Annotated in this window: 13 protein-coding genes and 1 riboswitch; of the genes, 2 read left to right on the forward strand and 11 right to left on the reverse strand. The window is 73.5% G+C overall.

From position 1 onward, the window contains the following. Positions 1-10 precede the first annotated feature (10 nt). Together ACFVS8_RS13400 and ACFVS8_RS13405 are read left to right on the forward strand one after the other, a co-directional pair. Positions 11-2,287 (forward strand): ATP-binding cassette domain-containing protein, encoded by a 2,277-nt coding sequence (locus ACFVS8_RS13400; protein ID WP_387062959.1) that lies wholly within the window; start codon positions 11-13, stop codon positions 2,285-2,287. A 70-nt stretch (positions 2,288-2,357) separates the two neighbouring features. Further along, positions 2,358-3,158, forward strand: a complete 801-nt coding sequence (locus ACFVS8_RS13405) for an SDR family oxidoreductase (RefSeq protein WP_387062962.1) — start codon at positions 2,358-2,360, stop codon at positions 3,156-3,158. Between the two features lie 126 nt (positions 3,159-3,284). Here ACFVS8_RS13405 and ACFVS8_RS13410 read toward each other — a convergent pair whose 3' ends face one another. The 11 genes from ACFVS8_RS13410 to thiM form a co-directional block, all read right to left on the reverse strand. Further along, a complete protein-coding gene (locus ACFVS8_RS13410) occupies positions 3,285-4,046 on the reverse strand; it encodes an alpha/beta family hydrolase (RefSeq protein WP_387062965.1) in 762 nt (253 codons plus the stop codon). After that, positions 4,043-5,197, reverse strand: a complete 1,155-nt coding sequence (locus ACFVS8_RS13415; protein ID WP_387062968.1) for a hypothetical protein — start codon at positions 5,195-5,197, stop codon at positions 4,043-4,045. The genes ACFVS8_RS13410 and ACFVS8_RS13415 overlap by 4 nt, the downstream gene beginning before the upstream one ends. Positions 5,198-5,206: 9 nt before the next feature. Further along, positions 5,207-6,871 (reverse strand): alpha/beta fold hydrolase, encoded by a 1,665-nt coding sequence (locus ACFVS8_RS13420; RefSeq protein WP_387062971.1) that lies wholly within the window; start codon positions 6,869-6,871, stop codon positions 5,207-5,209. Between the two features lie 23 nt (positions 6,872-6,894). After that, positions 6,895-7,758 (reverse strand): tryptophan-rich sensory protein, encoded by an 864-nt coding sequence (locus ACFVS8_RS13425; RefSeq protein ID WP_387062974.1) that lies wholly within the window; start codon positions 7,756-7,758, stop codon positions 6,895-6,897. Between the two features lie 122 nt (positions 7,759-7,880). Beyond that, positions 7,881-10,952, reverse strand: coding sequence for an aminotransferase (locus ACFVS8_RS13430; RefSeq protein ID WP_387062977.1), 3,072 nt, complete (start codon positions 10,950-10,952; stop codon positions 7,881-7,883). Next, entirely contained in the window at positions 10,952-11,983 is a 1,032-nt protein-coding gene (locus ACFVS8_RS13435) for an aromatic acid exporter family protein (protein ID WP_387062980.1), read from the reverse strand. The genes ACFVS8_RS13430 and ACFVS8_RS13435 overlap by 1 nt, the downstream gene beginning before the upstream one ends. 4 nt (positions 11,984-11,987) lie before the next feature. Beyond that, positions 11,988-12,659, reverse strand: a complete 672-nt coding sequence (locus ACFVS8_RS13440; protein WP_387062983.1) for an SDR family oxidoreductase — start codon at positions 12,657-12,659, stop codon at positions 11,988-11,990. A gap of 103 nt (positions 12,660-12,762) precedes the next feature. Continuing rightward, positions 12,763-13,995: an alpha/beta hydrolase family protein gene (locus tag ACFVS8_RS13445; protein WP_387062986.1), complete on the reverse strand. Its 1,233-nt coding sequence runs from the start codon at positions 13,993-13,995 to the stop codon at positions 12,763-12,765. A gap of 94 nt (positions 13,996-14,089) precedes the next feature. Further along, positions 14,090-15,691, reverse strand: a complete 1,602-nt coding sequence (locus ACFVS8_RS13450) for a bifunctional hydroxymethylpyrimidine kinase/phosphomethylpyrimidine kinase (protein ID WP_387062989.1) — start codon at positions 15,689-15,691, stop codon at positions 14,090-14,092. Continuing rightward, the gene (gene thiE, locus ACFVS8_RS13455; RefSeq protein WP_387062992.1) at positions 15,688-16,386 is read right to left on the reverse strand and encodes a thiamine phosphate synthase; all 699 of its coding nucleotides are present in this window, start codon (positions 16,384-16,386) and stop codon (positions 15,688-15,690) included. The genes ACFVS8_RS13450 and thiE overlap by 4 nt, the downstream gene beginning before the upstream one ends. Next, entirely contained in the window at positions 16,383-17,339 is a 957-nt protein-coding gene (gene thiM / locus ACFVS8_RS13460; RefSeq protein ID WP_387062995.1) for a hydroxyethylthiazole kinase, read from the reverse strand. Before thiM ends, thiE begins: the two co-directional genes overlap by 4 nt. Then, positions 17,329-17,442: riboswitch (TPP riboswitch) on the reverse strand. (Overlaps the previous gene by 11 nt.) Between the last annotated feature and the right edge of the window lie 293 nt (positions 17,443-17,735).

Here is a 17,735-nt window from a genome sequence, read left to right on the forward strand (position 1 = left end):
ATCGGATCCCATGAGCGAGCACACCGCAGACGCCCACGATCTCATCGAGGTGCGCGGTGCGCACGAGAACAACCTGAAGGGCGTCTCGCTCGACATCCCGAAGCGGCGCATGAGCGTCTTCACCGGGGTGTCGGGCTCCGGCAAGTCGAGCCTCGTGTTCGGCACCATCGCGGCCGAGTCGCAGCGCCTCATCAACGAGACGTACTCCGCGTTCATCCAGTCGTTCATGACCACCCAGCCGCGCCCAGAGGTCGACAGCCTGCGCAACGTCTCGGCCGCGATCATCGTCGACCAGGAGCGCATGGGCGCGAACTCCCGCTCGACCGTCGGCACGGCGACCGACGTCTACGCCCTGCTGCGCATCCTCTTCTCGCGGCTCGGCGACCCGTACGTCGGCCCGAGCTTCCACTTCAGCTTCAATGTGCCCGCCGGCATGTGCCCCCGCTGCGAGGGCGTCGGGCAGGTCAACGACGTCGACCTCGACGAGCTCTTCGACCGCGACAAGTCGCTCGCCGAGGGAGCGATCACGATCCCGGGCTACACGGCCGACGGGTGGATGGTGCGCATCTACTCCGAGGGCGGGTTCCTCGACCCCGACAAGAAGATCCGCGACTACGACGAGACCGAGCTGCACGACTTCCTGCGCAAGGAGCCCACCAAGGTCAAGGTGCAGGGCATCAACATGACCTACGAGGGGCTCGTGCCGAAGCTGCAGAAGAGCATGGGCTCGAAAGACCGCGACTCGCTGCAGCCGCACATCCGCGCGTTCGTCGATCGAGCGTTCACCTTCACGACCTGTCCCGAGTGCGGCGGCGCCCGGCTCAACCGCGAGGCGCTCTCGTCGAAGATCAAGGGCATCAACATCGCCGAGGCCGCGTCGATGCAGATCTCCGACCTCGCCGACTGGGCCTCCGACATCGACGAACCCGGCGTCGCGCCCCTCATCGCCAACCTCCGCCAGAACGTCGACTCGTTCGTCGAGATCGGCCTCGGCTACCTCAGCCTCGACCGCCCGGCGGGCACGCTCTCGGGCGGTGAGGCCCAGCGCGTCAAGATGATCCGGCACATCGGGTCGGCCCTCACCGATGTCACGTACGTCTTCGACGAGCCGACCGTCGGCCTGCACCCCCACGACATCCAGCGCATGAACCGCCTGCTGCTGCAGCTGCGCGACAAGGGCAACACGGTGCTCGTCGTCGAGCACAAGCCCGAGGTCATCGAGATCGCCGACCACATCGTCGACCTCGGCCCCGGCGCGGGCTCGCACGGCGGCGAGATCCAGTTCGAGGGGGATGTCGCGGGGCTCCGCGCCTCCGACACGCTCACCGGTCGCCACCTCGACCACCGTGCGAAGCTGCGCGACGCCGTGCGTTCGGCCTCGGGTGCGCTCGAGATCCGCGACGCCCGCCAGCACAACCTCACCGGGGTCGACGTCGACATCCCGCTCGGGGTGCTCACGGTCGTCACCGGCGTCGCCGGGTCGGGCAAGTCCTCGCTGATCCACGGCAACGTGCCGCGGCACGACCAGGTCGTGGTCGTCGACCAGTCGCCGATCCGCGGGTCGATCCGCTCGAACCCCGCGACCTACACCGGCCTGCTCGACACCATCCGCAAGGCGTTCGCCAAGGAGAACGGCGTGAAGCCGGCGCTCTTCAGTGCGAACTCCGCGGGCGCGTGCCCCAACTGCAAGGGCATCGGCCTCGTGTTCGTCGAACTCGGACCGATGTCGACCGTCTCGAGCGTGTGCGAGGAGTGCGGCGGCAAGCGGTTCACGGCCGAGGTGCTCGACTACCGGCTCAACGGGCTGAACATCGCCGAGGTGCTCGCGCTCTCCGTCGACGCGGCGCTCGAGTACCTCACCGACAAGACCGCCCGCGTCATCCTGCAGCGGCTCTCCGACGTCGGGCTCGGCTACCTCGGGCTCGGCCAGGCGCTCAACACGCTCTCGGGCGGTGAGCGGCAGCGGCTGAAGCTCGCCATCAACATGGCGAAGAAGGGCACGGTCTACGTGCTCGACGAACCGACGACCGGCCTGCACCTGGCCGACGTCGATCGACTGCTCGCGCTGCTCGACCGGCTCGTCGACGACGGCAACTCGGTCATCGTCATCGAGCACCACCAGGCGGTCATGGCGCACGCCGACTGGATCATCGACCTCGGTCCGGGCGCCGGTCGCGACGGCGGGCGCATCGTCTTCGAGGGCACGCCCGCCGACCTCGTGGCCTCGGCGTCGACCGACGGTGCGACGCTCACCGCCACGCACCTCGCCGCCTACGTCGGAGCCTGATTCACAGCTGGAAATCAGTTCCATCTGCTCTTCGAGCGGGGCCCTCCGCGACCCGCGTAGCGTCGAAGGCATGAGCAGAACGTATGTCATCACCGGAGCCGGATCGGGCATCGGAGCGGCCGCAGCGGCCCTCCTGTCGGAGCGCGGCGACCGGGTCATCGGCGTCGACCTCAAGGGCGCCGACATCACCGCAGACCTCTCCACCGCCGAGGGCCGTGCGGCCGCAGCCGCCGCGGTCGTCGAGGCCTCGGGCGGGGCCATCGACGCCGTCATCGCGGCCGCCGGCATCTCGGCTCCGATCCCGCTGACCGTCGCCGTGAACTTCTTCGGGGTCACGGAGTTCCTCGACGCGCTCGCCCCGACGCTCGCGGCATCCGATGCCCCTCGCATCGCCGTGGTGAGCTCGATGGCGAGCCTCCAGCCGAACTCGCCCGACCTCGTCGACGCGCTCCTCGCGGGCGACGAGGCGAAGGCGCTCGAGATCGGCGGCGCACTCGCCGAGCAGGGGCCGGAGGTCGGCTACCTGAACTACTCGTCGTCGAAGCGGGCCCTCAGCCGTTGGGTGCGCCGCGAGTCGATCGCACCGCGGTACGCGGGCGCCGGGATCCCGGTGAACGCGGTCGCACCCGGCACCGTCGTGACCCCGATGACCGCGCCGCTGCTCGCGACCGAGGAGGGCCGCGCCATGGTCGACGCCGCGGTGCCGATGCCGCTGAACGGGCACTCCGACGCGGTCGTCATCGCACGCCTGCTCGCCTGGCTCACGAGCGAGGAGAACTCGCACGTCACGGGCCAGACGATCTACATCGACGGCGGCGCAGACGCGACGCGCCGCGGCGACGACATCTGGAGCGCGCTCGACGCCGAGTGATGCGGCTGACCGGCCCGCGGTCGAACTGCGGGCCGGTCTGCAGTCGAGCGCGGGCAGGTCGCCGGTCGGGATGCAGGCCGGTCCACGGGGCGCAGCAGGCGGGCGCGCGCTCGTGGTGGCGGTTGGTCAGCCGGGCGCGTTCGCGCGCATGAACGCGACGACGGACGGCGCGAGCGAGGCCCCGATCTCGTGCGCGGGCCGCTTGCGCCCCTTGATCTCGAACGAGTGGTTGGCGTCGTCGACCCATTCGAGCCCGACGGCGTGCCCCGTGCCGCCGTCGGCCCCGCGCAGGCGGGCGACGAGTTCGTCGAGTTGGTCGTTCGGCGTCGCGAAGGGGTCGTTGCGTCCCTGCAGGAACAGCATCGGGGCGGCAACGTCGGGCAGGTGCTCGTCACGCGCCTTCTCGGGGCGGCCCGGCGGGTGCAGCGGGTAGCCGAGGAACGCGAGGCCCGCCGCAGGCAGTCCCTCGGCGACGGCCATCGACGCCATGCGCCCGCCGAACGACTTGCCCGAGGCCCAGATCGGCTCGTCGGGTGCGCCGGCGTCGACGGCGCCGGCACGCGCGGCATCGAACGCGGCCCGCCAGGTCGCGACGGCGACGGGCGGTCGATCGGGGAACTTGCGCCCCACCTCGCGGTACGGGAAGTCGAAGCGCAGGGTCGCGACGCCGAGCGCCTGCACGGCCGTGCAGAAGCCCTCGAGGAACGGATGCTCCATGCCGCTGCCCGCGCCGTGCGCGACCACGAGGGTGGCCCACGCGTCGTCGGGCCTGCCCGCGAGCGCGGAGACCGAGGCCACGCCGCCGAGGAGCCCCGCCGCGTCGGCGACCGGCGCGCCCGCGGCATCCGTCGTTCCGGCGAACTCGATGCGCACCGCGTCGTCGGTCATTCGACGATCCTGAACAGTTCGCCGACGCCCTCGGCGAGATCGATCGCGGCACCCTTCACGTCGACGAGGTCGCCGAGGTCCATCGCGAGCCGCGGGCCGTGGGCGAGCAGCAGGTCGAGCGCGTCGAGGTGCACCGCGAGTTCGGCGGCTTCGGCGGTGGAGTCGACCAGGTCGTCGATCGTCGCGCGGTTCGTGCGGTGCAGCTCGCCCAGGTCGAGCCTCAGGGCGGAGATCCACGCCTGCTCGACTCCGAACAGCACGGCGTAGGGCAGGAGGCGCTCGTGCAGGTGGAACCTGGCGAGGGCGTCGCCCGCCGCGGGTCCGGCGGCGGGCGTCGCGGCGGCGGCTGCCGTGGCGGCAGGAACCGTGGAGGCGTGTGCCGCGGCATCCGTCGTCGTCGGCACCGGCACGAGCGGGGCGCCCGTCGGCGACTGCAGGACACGGAGGCGATCGGCCTCGGCGAGCTCGAGGTACTCGTGCAGCCCGTCGAGATGTTCACGGGGCTGCCGTGCCGGTTGCAGGAACCGGCGCCACGACGCGGGCGTCACGACGATGGTGGCGACCGTCACGGCCAGGGCGGCGACCGTCGCGATCAACGCCGGCCAGTCGGCGGCGCCGAGGGAGGCGACGATGAACAGGGCCTCGACGAGCATGCCGAGGTAGGCGAGCACCGTGAGGGTCGTGCCCGGCCACGACATGCGCGCCTCGGCGACGAGCCCGGCCCGGGCGAGCGCGTAGTGGGCGTCGCGGACCACGCCCTTGAGCCGGGCCGACAGTGCTCGCCGATCGGCCGAGAACCGGCGCAGGCGCCCGTTCGTGTGCTCGGGGCCGAACACCGCCTCGAGCACGGCGAACTCGTCGTCGGTGAACGCGACGCCGGGCTGCAGCTCGACGCCGATCGGGTCGCGGTCGGTGCCGTTCGCGATGATGCGGATGCGTCGGGAGACCGCCAGGTCGACGAGCACCGCGGCCGCGGCGCGCCGGTCGGCCTCGACGAGCAGGGCGTCGTGCAGCACCGATGCGCCGCGCGCCCGGGTGTACTGCACGACGGGAGAGTGCACGCGCTGACGCGACGCGATGCGTGCGACGACCCCGAGAGCGAAGATGACCAGCGCCGGGGCGATGGCGAACACGATGACGGTGGCGAGCACGCGCCCAGTCTAGGGATCGCCGTGGACGGCCTGCGGGAGGGCCTCGCCCTGCGTCTGCGTATGACGGGCGAGGTCGGCGACGGCATCGATCACGGCACGATGCGCTGCGGGCGACCCGGTCAGGCGGAAATGCCCGGCCGCGGGCACGATCACGTTGGTCGCGCCGGCGAGCGCGCTGCCCTCGGTCACATGGGCGTCGAGCGTGCCGAAGATCGAGACGATGCGCGCGTTCACGGTCGCGTCGCGCTGGAGTTCGACGATGGTCGCGTCCGTCGGCAGGAAGGCCCGCATGCTCGGATCGAGGAACCAGCGGGCCCGCGCCGAGCCGGAGTACGGCGCGGCGAGGGTCACGGAACCGCGAACGTCGAGTCGGGTCGCGCCCTCGGCGCCGAGCGGTCCGGTGCCGCGCTCGAGGTCGGTGAGCAGGTGCTTGGCGATCAGCCCGCCCTTGCTGTGCGCGACGATCACCCGACCGGCGGGCGGGGCGGGCACCCTCGCGAGCGCGCGCTGCAGTCGTCGAGAGGTGTCGGGCACGGGTCTGCGGTTCATGCCGAGGCCGCGCACCACGGTGATGCGGTGCCCCGCCCCGTTGAGCGCGTCGGCCAGACGCGTGAGGAAGCTCCAGTGCTCGTGCACGCCGGGCACCAGCACGACGTCGGGCAGGTCGGGGTCGCCGTCGCGCCATCGCGCCGGGGGGTCGCCGGCCACGAGCTGGGCGAGCCGCCAGCGGATGCCGTAGCCGTAGTCGCGCAGCACCCATCCGATGCGCGCCGTCGTGCTGCCGCCGAGCGACCGCGACAGCGCCAGTCGGCGCTCGTGGGGCGCGAGCACCCGCCCGGGCGAGTCGCCGCGTGCGTGCGCGGCGATGAGGGGGCCCAGCGGGCCGGCGTGACGGGCGACCACCTCGTGTCCCCGGCCCGGCACCTCGGCGTACCGCGCGCGCGGCGCCAGCGAGGCCACCGCCTGCGCCCAGGCGCGCGGCACGACGCGGTCGTCCTCGCCGCGGATCACGAGCACCTCGGCGCGCACGTGGGGCAGCACGAGCTCCATCCGGTGCTCGAGCATCGGGCGCAGGTTCGCGAGGACCCAAGACGGGCCCGCCTCGGCGTAGGCCCGTGCGCCCCGAGCGAGCGCGATCGGATCGACGACGGCGATGTCCTGCAGCAGGCGCGCGGTCTGGCGCGCCAGGGTGCGCTCCCGCGGGTTCACCGACGGGTCGACCAGCACGATCCGGTCGACGAGCTGCGGATGCCGCGCGGCGAGGTCTGCGACGACCTGCGCGCCCGAGGAATGCCCCACCAGCACAGGGGCCCGGCCGACCGTGTCGAGTCCGTCCTGCTCGAGGAGTTCGGTGAGGAGTTCGGCGATGAGGTCGGCGCTCTCGGGGATCGTGAGCGGTCGTGACGGTTCGGGTGCGTCGCCGAATCCGGGCAGGTCGAGCGCGAGCACGCGGGCGTTCGACGAGAGCCGTTCGGCGAGGTCGCCCCAGTACTCGGCGGCCATGCCGAGGCCGTGCACGAGCACGAAGACCCGTTCGTCGTCCGCGCCCGGCGCCGTGCCGGGTTCAGCGCCGCGCGGCACGACGGATGCGGCGGGCGGCCGGCCCGCGGTCGCGCGCGGCGTCTCGTGGACGACGATCGTGCGATCGCCCCGACTGAACGCGCGAGCGGGCATCCCCGCAGCCTACCCGCGCCTCGTCAGCGGGCGCGCGCTCGCACCGCGACGACGCGCATCGCCGCGGTCGTGAGCACGACGGCGATCACGGCGATGATCGCGGTGATGCCGGTGACCGGCGAGTACGGTTCGTCGGTGAGACGGGCGACCGCGATCCACGCGAGCCCCCAGCTCAACGTCAGCGCCGGGGCGATGCGGCCGTGGTCCCACACGGCGAGGGCCATGCCGAGGAGCCCGGCGATCGCGACGAGTGCGACGGCCCACGTCTCGGGCGGCAGGCCGAACCCGTCGAACCCTGCGGCGACGAGCGCGGCGGCCGTGTTCGCGATGGTCGCCACGCACACCCAGCCGAGGTACAGGCCGAGGGTGCCGTCGGTCGCGATCGCGTCGATCACGCCCTTCGGCGGAAGCGCGAGGCAGATCCGGAACGCGACGACGAGCACCGCGAGGAGCGCCACGATGATCGGCACGCTGAGCCAGAGCAGGTCGGCCTGCACGCTGAGGATCCAGGCCGCGTTCAGCAGCATGGACGCCGCGACCCACGGCCCGACCCGTCGGTGCCGCTCCGCGGCGCGCTGTGCGGGCAGGAACTGCCACACCGCGTAGGCGAGCAGCCCGAAGTAGATGAGCGACCAGACCGCGAAGGCGCCCCCGCCGGGAGCCACGAGCGTCGCGTCGGCCGCGAGCGCCCCGCCCGCGGCATCCTGCACCCGCTGCCCGCCCGCTGCGCCCGACCCGACGAACGACCCGACGACGGCGATCACCGCGCTCACGGCGACGGCGACCTGCCTGGCCAGGTCGGCACCGCGCGTGGCGGTGCCGCGCGAGGCGGTGTCGTGCGGTGCGGGCTCGCTGGGCGCGTGGCCCGTGCGTTCGCGGTTCGTCATCGAGGCTCCTGCCGTCGTCGTCGGATCCCGGTCGGATATCCCCACCCTAGGCAGCGCGCCCGTCACCCGGCGTCGAACTCCCATCTGACGCGCGGGGCTTGACAGGCACGGCAGGCGACGTGCTACCAGCCTTCGGCGAGCACCCGGTCGAGCATCTCGACGAAGAAGTCGGCCGAGGCATCGTCGAGGCAGAGCGGCGGCTTGGTCTTCAGCACGTTCTGATGGTCGCCCGTGGGCTGCATGATGACGCCGAGGTCGCGCAGGCGGTCGCAGATCGCCGCGGTCTCGGCGGTCGCCGGCTCGAGCGTGTCGCGGTCGCGCACGAACTCGACGCCGAGGTACAGGCCGAGCCCGTGCACGGCTCCGATGAGCGGATGCCGCGTGGCGAGCGCCTCGAGCCGCCGCTTCAACCGTGTGCCAACCTCGAGCGCGTTGCGCTGCAGGCCCTCGTCGCGGAACGCGTCGAGGACGGCGAGGCCCGCGACGCTCGACGCGGGACTGCCGCCGGTGGATGAGAAGAAGTACCCCTGCGTGCGGAACCGCGCCGCGATCTCGCGCGTCGTGATGACCGCGCCGAGCGGGTAGCCGTTGCCCGCGGCCTTCGCGACGGCGATGACGTCGGGCACGACGCCCTGCTGCTCGAAGCCCCAGAACCAGTGGCCGAGGCGGCCGAACCCGGCCTGCACCTCGTCGGCGATGGCGAGGCCGCCGGCCGCGCGCACCGCGGCGTAGACCTCGGCGAGGTATCCGTCGGGCAGCGGGATGCCGCCGGCGTTGCCGAAGAACGTCTCGGCGATGAACGCGGCCGGCGGACGTCCGGTGGCGGCGAGCTCCGCGATGCGCGCCGCGGCCTCTGGCGCGTAGCGCGCGGCATCCGCCCCCCGATGCACCCCGCGGAACGGGTTGGGCGCGTCGACGCCGTGCACCCAGTCGGGTCTGGTCTCGAGCGCGTTCGGGTTGTCGGCGACCGACGTGCTCACGGCGTCGGAGGCGTACGTCCAGCCGTGGTAGGCCTCGAGGATCGCGACGACGTCGCGCCGCCCGGTCGCCGCGAGGGCCACGCGGATCGCGAGGTCGGCCGCCTCGGAGCCCGAGTTCACGAGGAACACGGTGTCGAGCGGGTCGGGCGCGAGGGCCGCGAGCCGTTCGGCGTACTCGACGACCGCGCCGTAGTGGAACCGCGAGTTCGTGTTCAGGCGGCGCAGCTGCCGGCTCACCGCATCGGCGACGCCGACGTGCCCGTGGCCGAGCGGCGTCACGTTGTTCACCATGTCGAGGTAGGCGCGGCCGTCGACGTCGACGAGGTGCTCGCGCCATCCGCGCTCGATGCGCGGGGGAGCGTCGTAGTAGTGCTCCTGCACCTCCGCGAAGCTGGCGCCGCGGCGGGCGAGCAGGGCGGCAGGGTCGGGCTCGGCGCGTGCGCCGTCGTGTCGGTCGCTCGTCGGAGTTGCAGAGTGAGCGGATGCCGCGAGCCCGAGCAGCGGCGCCGGGTCGATCGTCTGCGCGAGCCACCCCGCGGCGTATTCGGCGCGCACGAGGTGCGGCACGGCAGGGCCGTCGACGCGCTCGATGCGGATGCGCACGCGCGTGCGCGCGGGGAGCGGCGAGTCGTCGGCCCCGGCGTCGATGCGGGCATCGGCGGGGGTCTCGGCCTCGGCCGGGGTCTCGGGCTCGACGGCGAGCTCGGGCTCGACGACGGCCCGCAGCCCGGCCGAGCGCGACTCGACGATCTCGAGCACAGGCGGCGAGGCGAACCACACGTCGATGCCCGTCGGTACCGTGGCGGGCGACTCCGCCGATCGGATGCGGCTCTCGGTGAGGCGCGGCGTCGCCCGAGGCAGCCAGGCGGCGGATGCCCCGGCGTCGAGCGCGGCGAGGGCGAGCCGCTCCTCGAGTCCCGCCTCGAGCCAGGCGCCTCCGTCGACCTCGTCGGACTCGGGCGAGACGTCGAGGCGGGCGACGCGGGCCGTGTCGAGCCCGATGGCCGTCAGGTCGAACGACCCTCGGCCGGAGCTGTCGGCGCCGGCGTCGAGGTCGACCCCGAGCTCGGCCGCGATCAGCGCCGTCATGACCTCCGTCGGCACCGACACGGCCTGCTCGAAGATGCGCCACTCGCGCTCGATGCCGTCGGCGGCATACGCGTTCTCGCCGCCGTCGAGCTGCACCTGGTGCTCGCCGCTCACGACGAGCACGGCGCCACGCACGACGACGAGCGGCCAGACCGCCGCGACCTCGGCCAGCGAGAGCGGCCGCAGCGCATGGAAGGCACGGATCGCCGGCAGCACCGACACCGGCTCCGCGCCGGCGTGGTGCAGCACCGACGAGATGGTGATCGCGAGCTCGGCCACCGCCCACGACCGGGTCACGTCGCCGAAGTCGATGAGCCCGTCGGGCAGGCCGGAGCCGGAGCCGGAGCCGGAGCCGGGGACCACGACCTCGGCGTCCGGGCCCGCCGCGCCGGCCTGCCGCACGGAACGCACGACGTTGTCGTCGGTGAGATCGAGGTGCACGGCCTGCACCGGCAGCGCGTCGGCGACGGCGGTGACGGCCGCCCACGCGGCGGCCGCGGCATCCGTCACCCGTGCCCGCTTCTCGGCGTCGGGATGGTGCGGGGCGAGCAGGTCGACCACGCGGTCGGCGAAGCGCGGGTCCCACTGCAGCACGCGGTCGAGGCCGTCGTGCTCGAAGCCGTCGAGGGCCAGGCTCACGCGGGCCGCGAGCTCGCCCATGCGAGCGACCGTATGCGGCGAGAGGTATGCGCTGCCGTGGAGGGTTCCGCCGTCGAGGAACGAGATGAGGCGGATGCTCAACGGGCCCTCGCTCGTATCGGCGGCGATCGAGCGGGGTTCGCCCGCGGCATCCGTCGTCGTGGTCGCGATGCGGAGCGTCGGCGCGTGCGCGGCGATGCGGGAGGCCGCGGCGTCCTGCGCGGCGAGCTCGGCCGCGGTGAACGCCGGGTTCGTGATCTTCACGACGCCGATCGGGGTCTTCGCCGACCACGACCCGGGCACCGAGGCGGCTCGCAGGGCGAGGAAGTTCTGGTCCTGCTGGCTGCCGAGCGACCGCAACTCGACGTCGAGCCCCCAGTGCCGGCGCAGGATCGCGGCGACCTCGTCGGCCGGCAGGCCGGGCGCGGGGAGCTCGCCCGCCCCGAAGAAGTCGAACCCGAGGGGCAGGCGGTGCTGGTCGGTCATCAGGATTCGGCTCCGAGTTCTTCGCGGATGCGTCGCAGGTCCTCCATCAGCGAGCCGATGAGGATCCAGTGCGACGAGGTCGGGGGGTGCACGACGAGCGCCGACGTGAGTGCGGGCACCATCGAGGTCATCGGCTCAGGCTCGGGCTCGGCCACGCGCGCCGCCAGCCGGATGTCGTGCGCCACGCGGTGCAGCTGCTCGGCGATCGCCCTCACCGTCGGCTCGTCGTGCAGCGACGCGTCGTAGTGGTCGGCGAAGGCGCGGGTCATGCCGATGAGCTGGGTCACGATCGGGCCGAGCTGCTCGAGCAGTTCGCGGAGCTGCGCGAGCTCCTCGCGGTGCGCCGACCGACGAGGGTTGAGCGTGAGCGACTCGGTGCCGGCCGCGATCGCCGCGTCGGCGGCGTCGCGCATCGGGCGCAGCAGGCGCGCCTCGATCATGAGGGCCTCGATCTCGGCACGCGACTGCCTGCGCTCGAGCGCCGCCGCCAGGCGATCCGCGGAGGCCGCGAGCTCGGCGCCGAGCAGCGCCGCCTCGCGCCGGGCGGGGGCGATCGCGACCGGCGGCACGATCGCCGCGTTCACGATGATGCCGATCGCCGCGCCGATGAGGGTCTCGAGCACCCGGTCGAGCGCGTAGTTGGGCGTCGACGCCCCGAGCACGAGTGTGAGCATCGCCGAGATGGCGACCTGGTTGCCCGTCGCCGGACTCACCTTCAGCACCCAGGCGATCGCCATCGCGACGAGCACGGCGACGAGCACGGTCCACGAGCTGTCGCCGAACGCGAACGCGAGCGTCGACGCCACGATGACGCCGAGCAGCACGCCGATCGACCGCTCGATGCCCTTGCCCAGCGACTGGTTGACGCTCGGCTGCACGACGAGCAGGGCGGCGATCGCGGCGAACACCGGCAGCTGGGCCGGGATCAGGGTGCCGGCGATGAGCCACGCGGCGATCGTCGCGACCGACGTCTTCGCGACCTGCAGCACCGGCAGGCGCTTCGACGTCCGCAGGGTGTCGAGGACGGCCATGGGTTCAGGCTGGGTCGGGCAGGGCCGCGAGCGCGCCGGTGATCGGCAGCCCGCCCTCGGTGAGTTCGAACTGCCGGTGCGAGGCCGCACCCGTCGTCAGGATCGCCGCGACGGTCGCCGCGACATCAGCTCGGCTGATCGAACCCTTCGGCAGGGTGGTGTCGGCCACGACCAGGCCGGTCGCCGGCTCGTCGGTCAGCCCGCCCGGCCGCACGATCGTGTAGTCGAGCCCGCTCGCGCGCACCGCGGCATCGGCCTCGCTCTTGGCCCGCAGGTAGATCTGGAACACGTCGTCGGATGCCGCATCGAAGGCGTCGGCGCGCATCGCGGAGATCACGACGATGCGCGGCACGCCCGCAGCACGCGCGGCCTCGGCGAGCAGGACGGCGCCGTCGCGGTCGACCGTGAGCTTGCGCTCGGCCGTGCTGCCCGGGCCCGCCCCCGCGGCGAACACCACCGCGTCGGCGCGATCGCCGGAACCGGAGAGCACCGCGGCGACCTCGTCGACGGATGCCGCCTCGAGGTCGAGCACGACCGGAACCGCCCCGGCGGCCTCGACGTCGGCCGCGTGGTCGGGGTTGCGGATGAGCGCGACCGGATCGTGCCCGCCGTCGGCGAGCAGCCGTTCGAGCATGAGGGCGATCTTGCCGTGGCCTCCGGCGATGACGACGCGCATGGCACCAGTCAACGCGGATGCCGAGCCGCGCGCAACCGCGCGGAGCTCCACCGGTCGCGGCGACCGCCCCGCTCGATCAGGGCGCGGCGACCGACGCGCTCGATCAGGTCGCGTTCGCGTTCACCCGTTCGTCGAGCCAGTCGAAGACGCGCGCCGCGACGAGCGCGTGGCCGAGCGGTTCGCAGTGCACGTCGGCGCCTTCGGCGGCGGTGAACGGCACGAGCGTCGACATGCTCGGCGTCATCGCGGCCAGCTTCGCCGACTGCCCCGGCCAGAACTGCTCGTGCTCGGGCTCGGTGATGAGCAGGGGAGTCGTGATCGCGGCCGCGTCGTCGTCGCCCAGCCGGTACTTCAGCACCTCGGCCACGACGGATGCGGCGTCTCCTCCGCCGTACGGCCGCGCACGGAACCGCCATGTGTGCTGCAGGTCTGGCGAGAGCTTCATGCCCCACTCGAGGTCACGGTCGAACTTCGCGCCCTCATCGTGCTCGACGAGATCAACCATGCTCTTCGGCAGGTGCTCGAGCCACGACGTCGACACGTCGACGACGCCGGGATCGAGGATCGCGGCGGCGAACCGGTGCTCATGGGCGAGCGCCCGGGACACCCAGTAGCCGGCTTGGCTGAAGCCCCAGACGGCGAGGCGGTCGGCGTCGACGTCGTCGCGGGCGATGAGCGCGTCGACGACCGGAGTCAGCACGGCCTCCCAATCGCTGCGGAACGACGTGTCGTGTTCGAAGAGCATCGACTGCTGGCCCGGACCCTCGAACAGGAGCACGTGGTAGCCGCGTGCGAGGGCATCGGGACCGGCCGCGGCCCAGGCATCCGCGAACGACTCGTCGGAGCCCAAGTTCAGCACGAGCACCGGACGGCGGCCGTCGCCCGAGCGGAACAGGACCGCGGGCAGCGTCGACCCCTCGTACGCGATCGCGAGCCGTTGCGCGTCGGCCGCCAGATCGACGAATCGGTCCCAGGCCGCCTGCTGCGCGCGGAACGTCGGCACGAGTGCGCTGTCGTCGGCGAGGCCGGACACCGCGTTCACCGCTCGCCCGAGGTAGTGCGCGGCACGGAGGTACGCCGAGGACGCGGTGACGTCGTGGCCGACGCTCGCCGCTGCATCCGCCGCCGCCGCGGTGCGTTCGCCGAGCTGCCGCCAGGCCTGGAACCAGCCGGCGTGGTCCTTCGGGCCGACCTCGCGCACCGCGGCCAGGACCTCACCGATGTCGGCCGCCCCGTTCGCCGCCGCCCCGATCGCGCAGCGGACCTCGAAGTCGAAGTCGGGATTCTTCGCGAATGCTCCGGCGAACACGGCCGCCGTCTTCGTCTCGTGTGCCACTTCGTTCCCCTCGACGAGCCGCCGTTGACGCCGATCACGTTAGCGAACCGACACCCAACCGTCGAGACCGGAACCTCGACGCGGCGCAGCCCGCCTACGCGAGCGGCTCCGCGAAGAACGCCAGCTCGTGCTCGGCCGAGGCGCGGAACGCACGGCGCATCGCCTCGCGTCGCGCCGGCGTCGCCGAGGCGGCCTCGCGGGCGACCAGCTCGATCGCCGTGCGGGTCGCGACGGCGAAGGCCGGGTCGGCGTACGTCACGAGCCACGAGGCGTACGGATGCCCCGGGTCGAGGGCGGCCGCGCCGAACTCGCCTGCGGCGAGGCGTTCGCCGAGATCCACGTAGATCCAGAAGCACGGCAGCACAGCGGCCGCGAGCACGGCGTAGTCGCCGCGCGCACCCGTCGCGAGCAGGTGGTCGAGGTACGCGGTCGTCGTGGCATCCGGTTCGGCCGTGAAGGTCTCCCCGGCGAGCCACGAGGTGTGCAGCTCGAGCTCGCCGACGAGCGACCCGTGCGCGGAGTCGGCCCAGAACGCCTGGCCCGCGGCATCCGGGGCCAGGCGCGACGCCTCGGCGAGCACCCGCGCGTAGTCGCGCAGGTAGAGCGCGTCCTGCGCGAGGTAGTGCATGAACGGCCCGCGTTCGAGCGACCCGTCGGCGAGCCCGCGGATGAACGGCAGGTCGTCGATCGCGTCGCGCACGTCGGCGATGCCGCCCCACCACTCGGCCTCGATCTCGGCGGGCGTCGGGGCGGTGCGCACGCCGCCGCGGGACCACAGGCCGGCGAAGTGGCTCACGGGGCCGTGGCCGCTGCCGACCTCGAGTGCCTCGCCGTGGCGCAGGGACTCGCGCAGCCAGAGTCGGGCCTCGGCGACGGCCGCGTGCCAGTCGTCGAGCTCGGCCTGCAGGGTCGCGACGGCCGACGAGAGCGAGCAGCCGGTGCCGTGCGTGGAAGTCGTGGCGATGCGTTCGCCGCCGAACTCCACGACGGTGGCGGATGCCGCGTGCACGAGCGCGTCAGGCGCCTCGCCGCCCGCCAGGTGCCCGCCCTTCGCGAGCACGCGCGCCCCCGTCGCGGCCGAGAGCGCCTCGGCCTGGGCGATCGCCTCGGCCCAGGTCGTCGCCGGAGCGATGGGCGCGTCCGGCGCATCGCGGGCATCGCGCTCGTCGGCGACGGCGTTCGCGACGGCGGTCGCGAGCACCGCCAGTTCGAGCAGGTTCGGCGTGATGAGGTCGGCGAGCGGCAGCAGGTCGTGCAACGCCCGTTCGGCGGCGGGGTCGAGCAGGCGGTCGCCGCTCGTCGCGACCATCACGGGATCGAGCACGACGACCGTCGGGCGGGTGCGTCGCAGCCATGCGGCCACGACCTCGATCACCTCGGCGTTCGCGAGCATGCCGATCTTGACGGCGTCGATCGCGATGTCGTCGGAGATCGCGTCGAGCTGCTCGGCGAGGAACGTCGCGGGCGGCACGTGCACGCCGCGGACGCCGAGCGTGTTCTGCGCGGTCAGGGCGGTGATCGCCGACATGCCGTAGCCGCCGACCGCGGCGATCGACTTGAGGTCGGCCTGGATGCCCGCGCCGCCCGACGGGTCGCTGCCCGCGATGCTGAGCACGCGCGGCACGCGGCGAGCGGTCGGCGCGCCAGGAACGGCTGCGGCGGCTGCGGCGACATCCGCGGTGGCCGCGGCGCTCATCGGGCGCTCCAGGCCGCGGCGAACGCAGCCGCCGCGTCGCGCGGGCGGTCGGCGGCGCAGATCGCCGAGACCACGGCCACCCCTGCCGCGCCCGCCTCGCGCAGCGCCGCGACATCCGCGAGCCCGATGCCGCCGATCGCCACGCACGGCAGCTCGACCTCGGCCGCGGAGGCCGCGAACCGGGCGAATCCCTCGACGCCGAGGGCCGGCGGGTGGTCGGGCTTGGTGGCCGTCGGCCGGATCACGCCGACGCCCAGGTAGTCGACCTCGCGCCGCGGCAGCGCTCGCACGGCGGCGAGGTGCTCGGGCGAGTTCGCGGTGACGCCGACGATCGCGTCGTCGCCGAGCAGGGCACGGGCAGCGGATGCCGCGGCGTCGCCCTGTCCCACGTGCACGCCGTCGACGGGCAGGCCCCGTTCGCGCGCAGCCGCGGCCACGTCGACCCGGTCGTTCACGAGCAGGGCCGCACGGCCGTCGATCGCGGTCGAGAGCGCCTCGAGCTGCCGCAGCAGGTCGTCGATCGACGCCGTCTTGTCGCGCAACTGCACGACCCGCACGCCGCCGTCGACGGCGTCGGCCACGACGGCGGCGACCCCGCGTTCGCCGCAGAGCGCGGCATCCGTCACGAGGTAGACCGACAGGTCGAGCGCGATTCGGGCGCCCGCACGCCCGGTCGTCGTGGCGCCGGCGCTCATGCGCGCACCGCCTCGGCCCCGGCCGCCGCCGGTGACTCGACGGCGGCTGCATCGGCGGCGGACGCCTCGGCATCCGTGACGGTGATGCGGGCCCGTGCGGTCACCTCGGCCGGCGTGACGAGCGCGAGCGCGTCGAGGAACGCCGGCGCGAACGAGCCGGGGCCGTCTGAACGCGCCGCCGCCAGCTCGGCGGCGATCGTGTACACGACCGTCGCCGCGAGGGTCGCGACGAACGGGTCGTCGAGCGGCGCACCGCCATGGGCCTCCGGTTCGGCGACCGCGCCCGCCGCGTCGCGGCTCGCCCCGAGGAACGCCGCCGTCACCGCGCCGAGCGCGCATCCGCCGCCCGTGACGCGGGTGAGCAGGGCATCGCCGTTGGCCACGCGCGCGATGCGGTGCCCGTCGGTGATGAGGTCGACCGGGCCCGAGACGGCGACGACCGACCCGTGCGCGAGGGCGAGGGCGATCGCGGCGTCGGCGGCGGCTTCGGTGCTGTCGGCCGCATCGACCCCGCGCCCGCCCGCGCCGGCGCCCGCGAGCGCGATGACCTCGCTCGCGTTGCCGCGGATCGCCGTCGGCCGCGCCGCGACGAGTTCGTGCGCGAGCGCGGTGCGCACGGGCAGTGCGCCGATCGCGACCGGGTCGAGCACCCACGGCGTGCCGGCGACGGATGCCGCGGCGACCGCCTCGCGTGCGGCGTCGCGCTGCTCGGCGTGCGGCGTGCCGAGGTTCACGAGCAGGCCGCCCGCGATGCCGGCGAACATGCCGGACTCCTCGGGGATGTCGACCATCGCCGGCGCGGCGCCGATCGCGAGCAGGGCGTTCGCGGTGAAGTTCGTCACCACGGCGTTCGTGATGCAGTGCACGAGCGGCGGATGCTCGCGCAGCCGGTCGAGCAGTGCGGCGCTCGCCGTGGAGAGGTGGGCAGGGTCGATACGCAGACGTTCGCTCACGCGACATCCCTTCGCTAGTCCGAACTAGATCAGGTTCGACGGGTGTGTTCTCAGCCGCGCGCGCCCCGGTCGGAGCACGTGCGCGGCACCCCGTGTCACTGCCCGCCAGCCTAGCCCCCGACGGCGACGCCGCATGGGACGGCATCGTGCAGGCTGGCGAGCCTCGTCGCAGCCCGCTCCCACCCCAGTTCGGGGCGCGGCCAGGACCGGGCTCTGGCGGACCGGCGCCGCGCAGGCTAGCTTGCTCGCAACGACCCGCCGGGCACGCGGTCGAGTCGCCGGACGACCTCCGAATGCGCCGGGCGCACCGTGAACGTTCCTCCACGGGCCCGGCGGGTCCGTCTTGCTCGAGGCGGATGCCTGGCGAGAACATTGCGCAACGTGGCAGTCTGGCCT

This window comes from Agromyces sp. NPDC058110, from assembly GCF_042884735.1.
In the GTDB taxonomy this organism is placed as follows: domain Bacteria; phylum Actinomycetota; class Actinomycetes; order Actinomycetales; family Microbacteriaceae; genus Agromyces.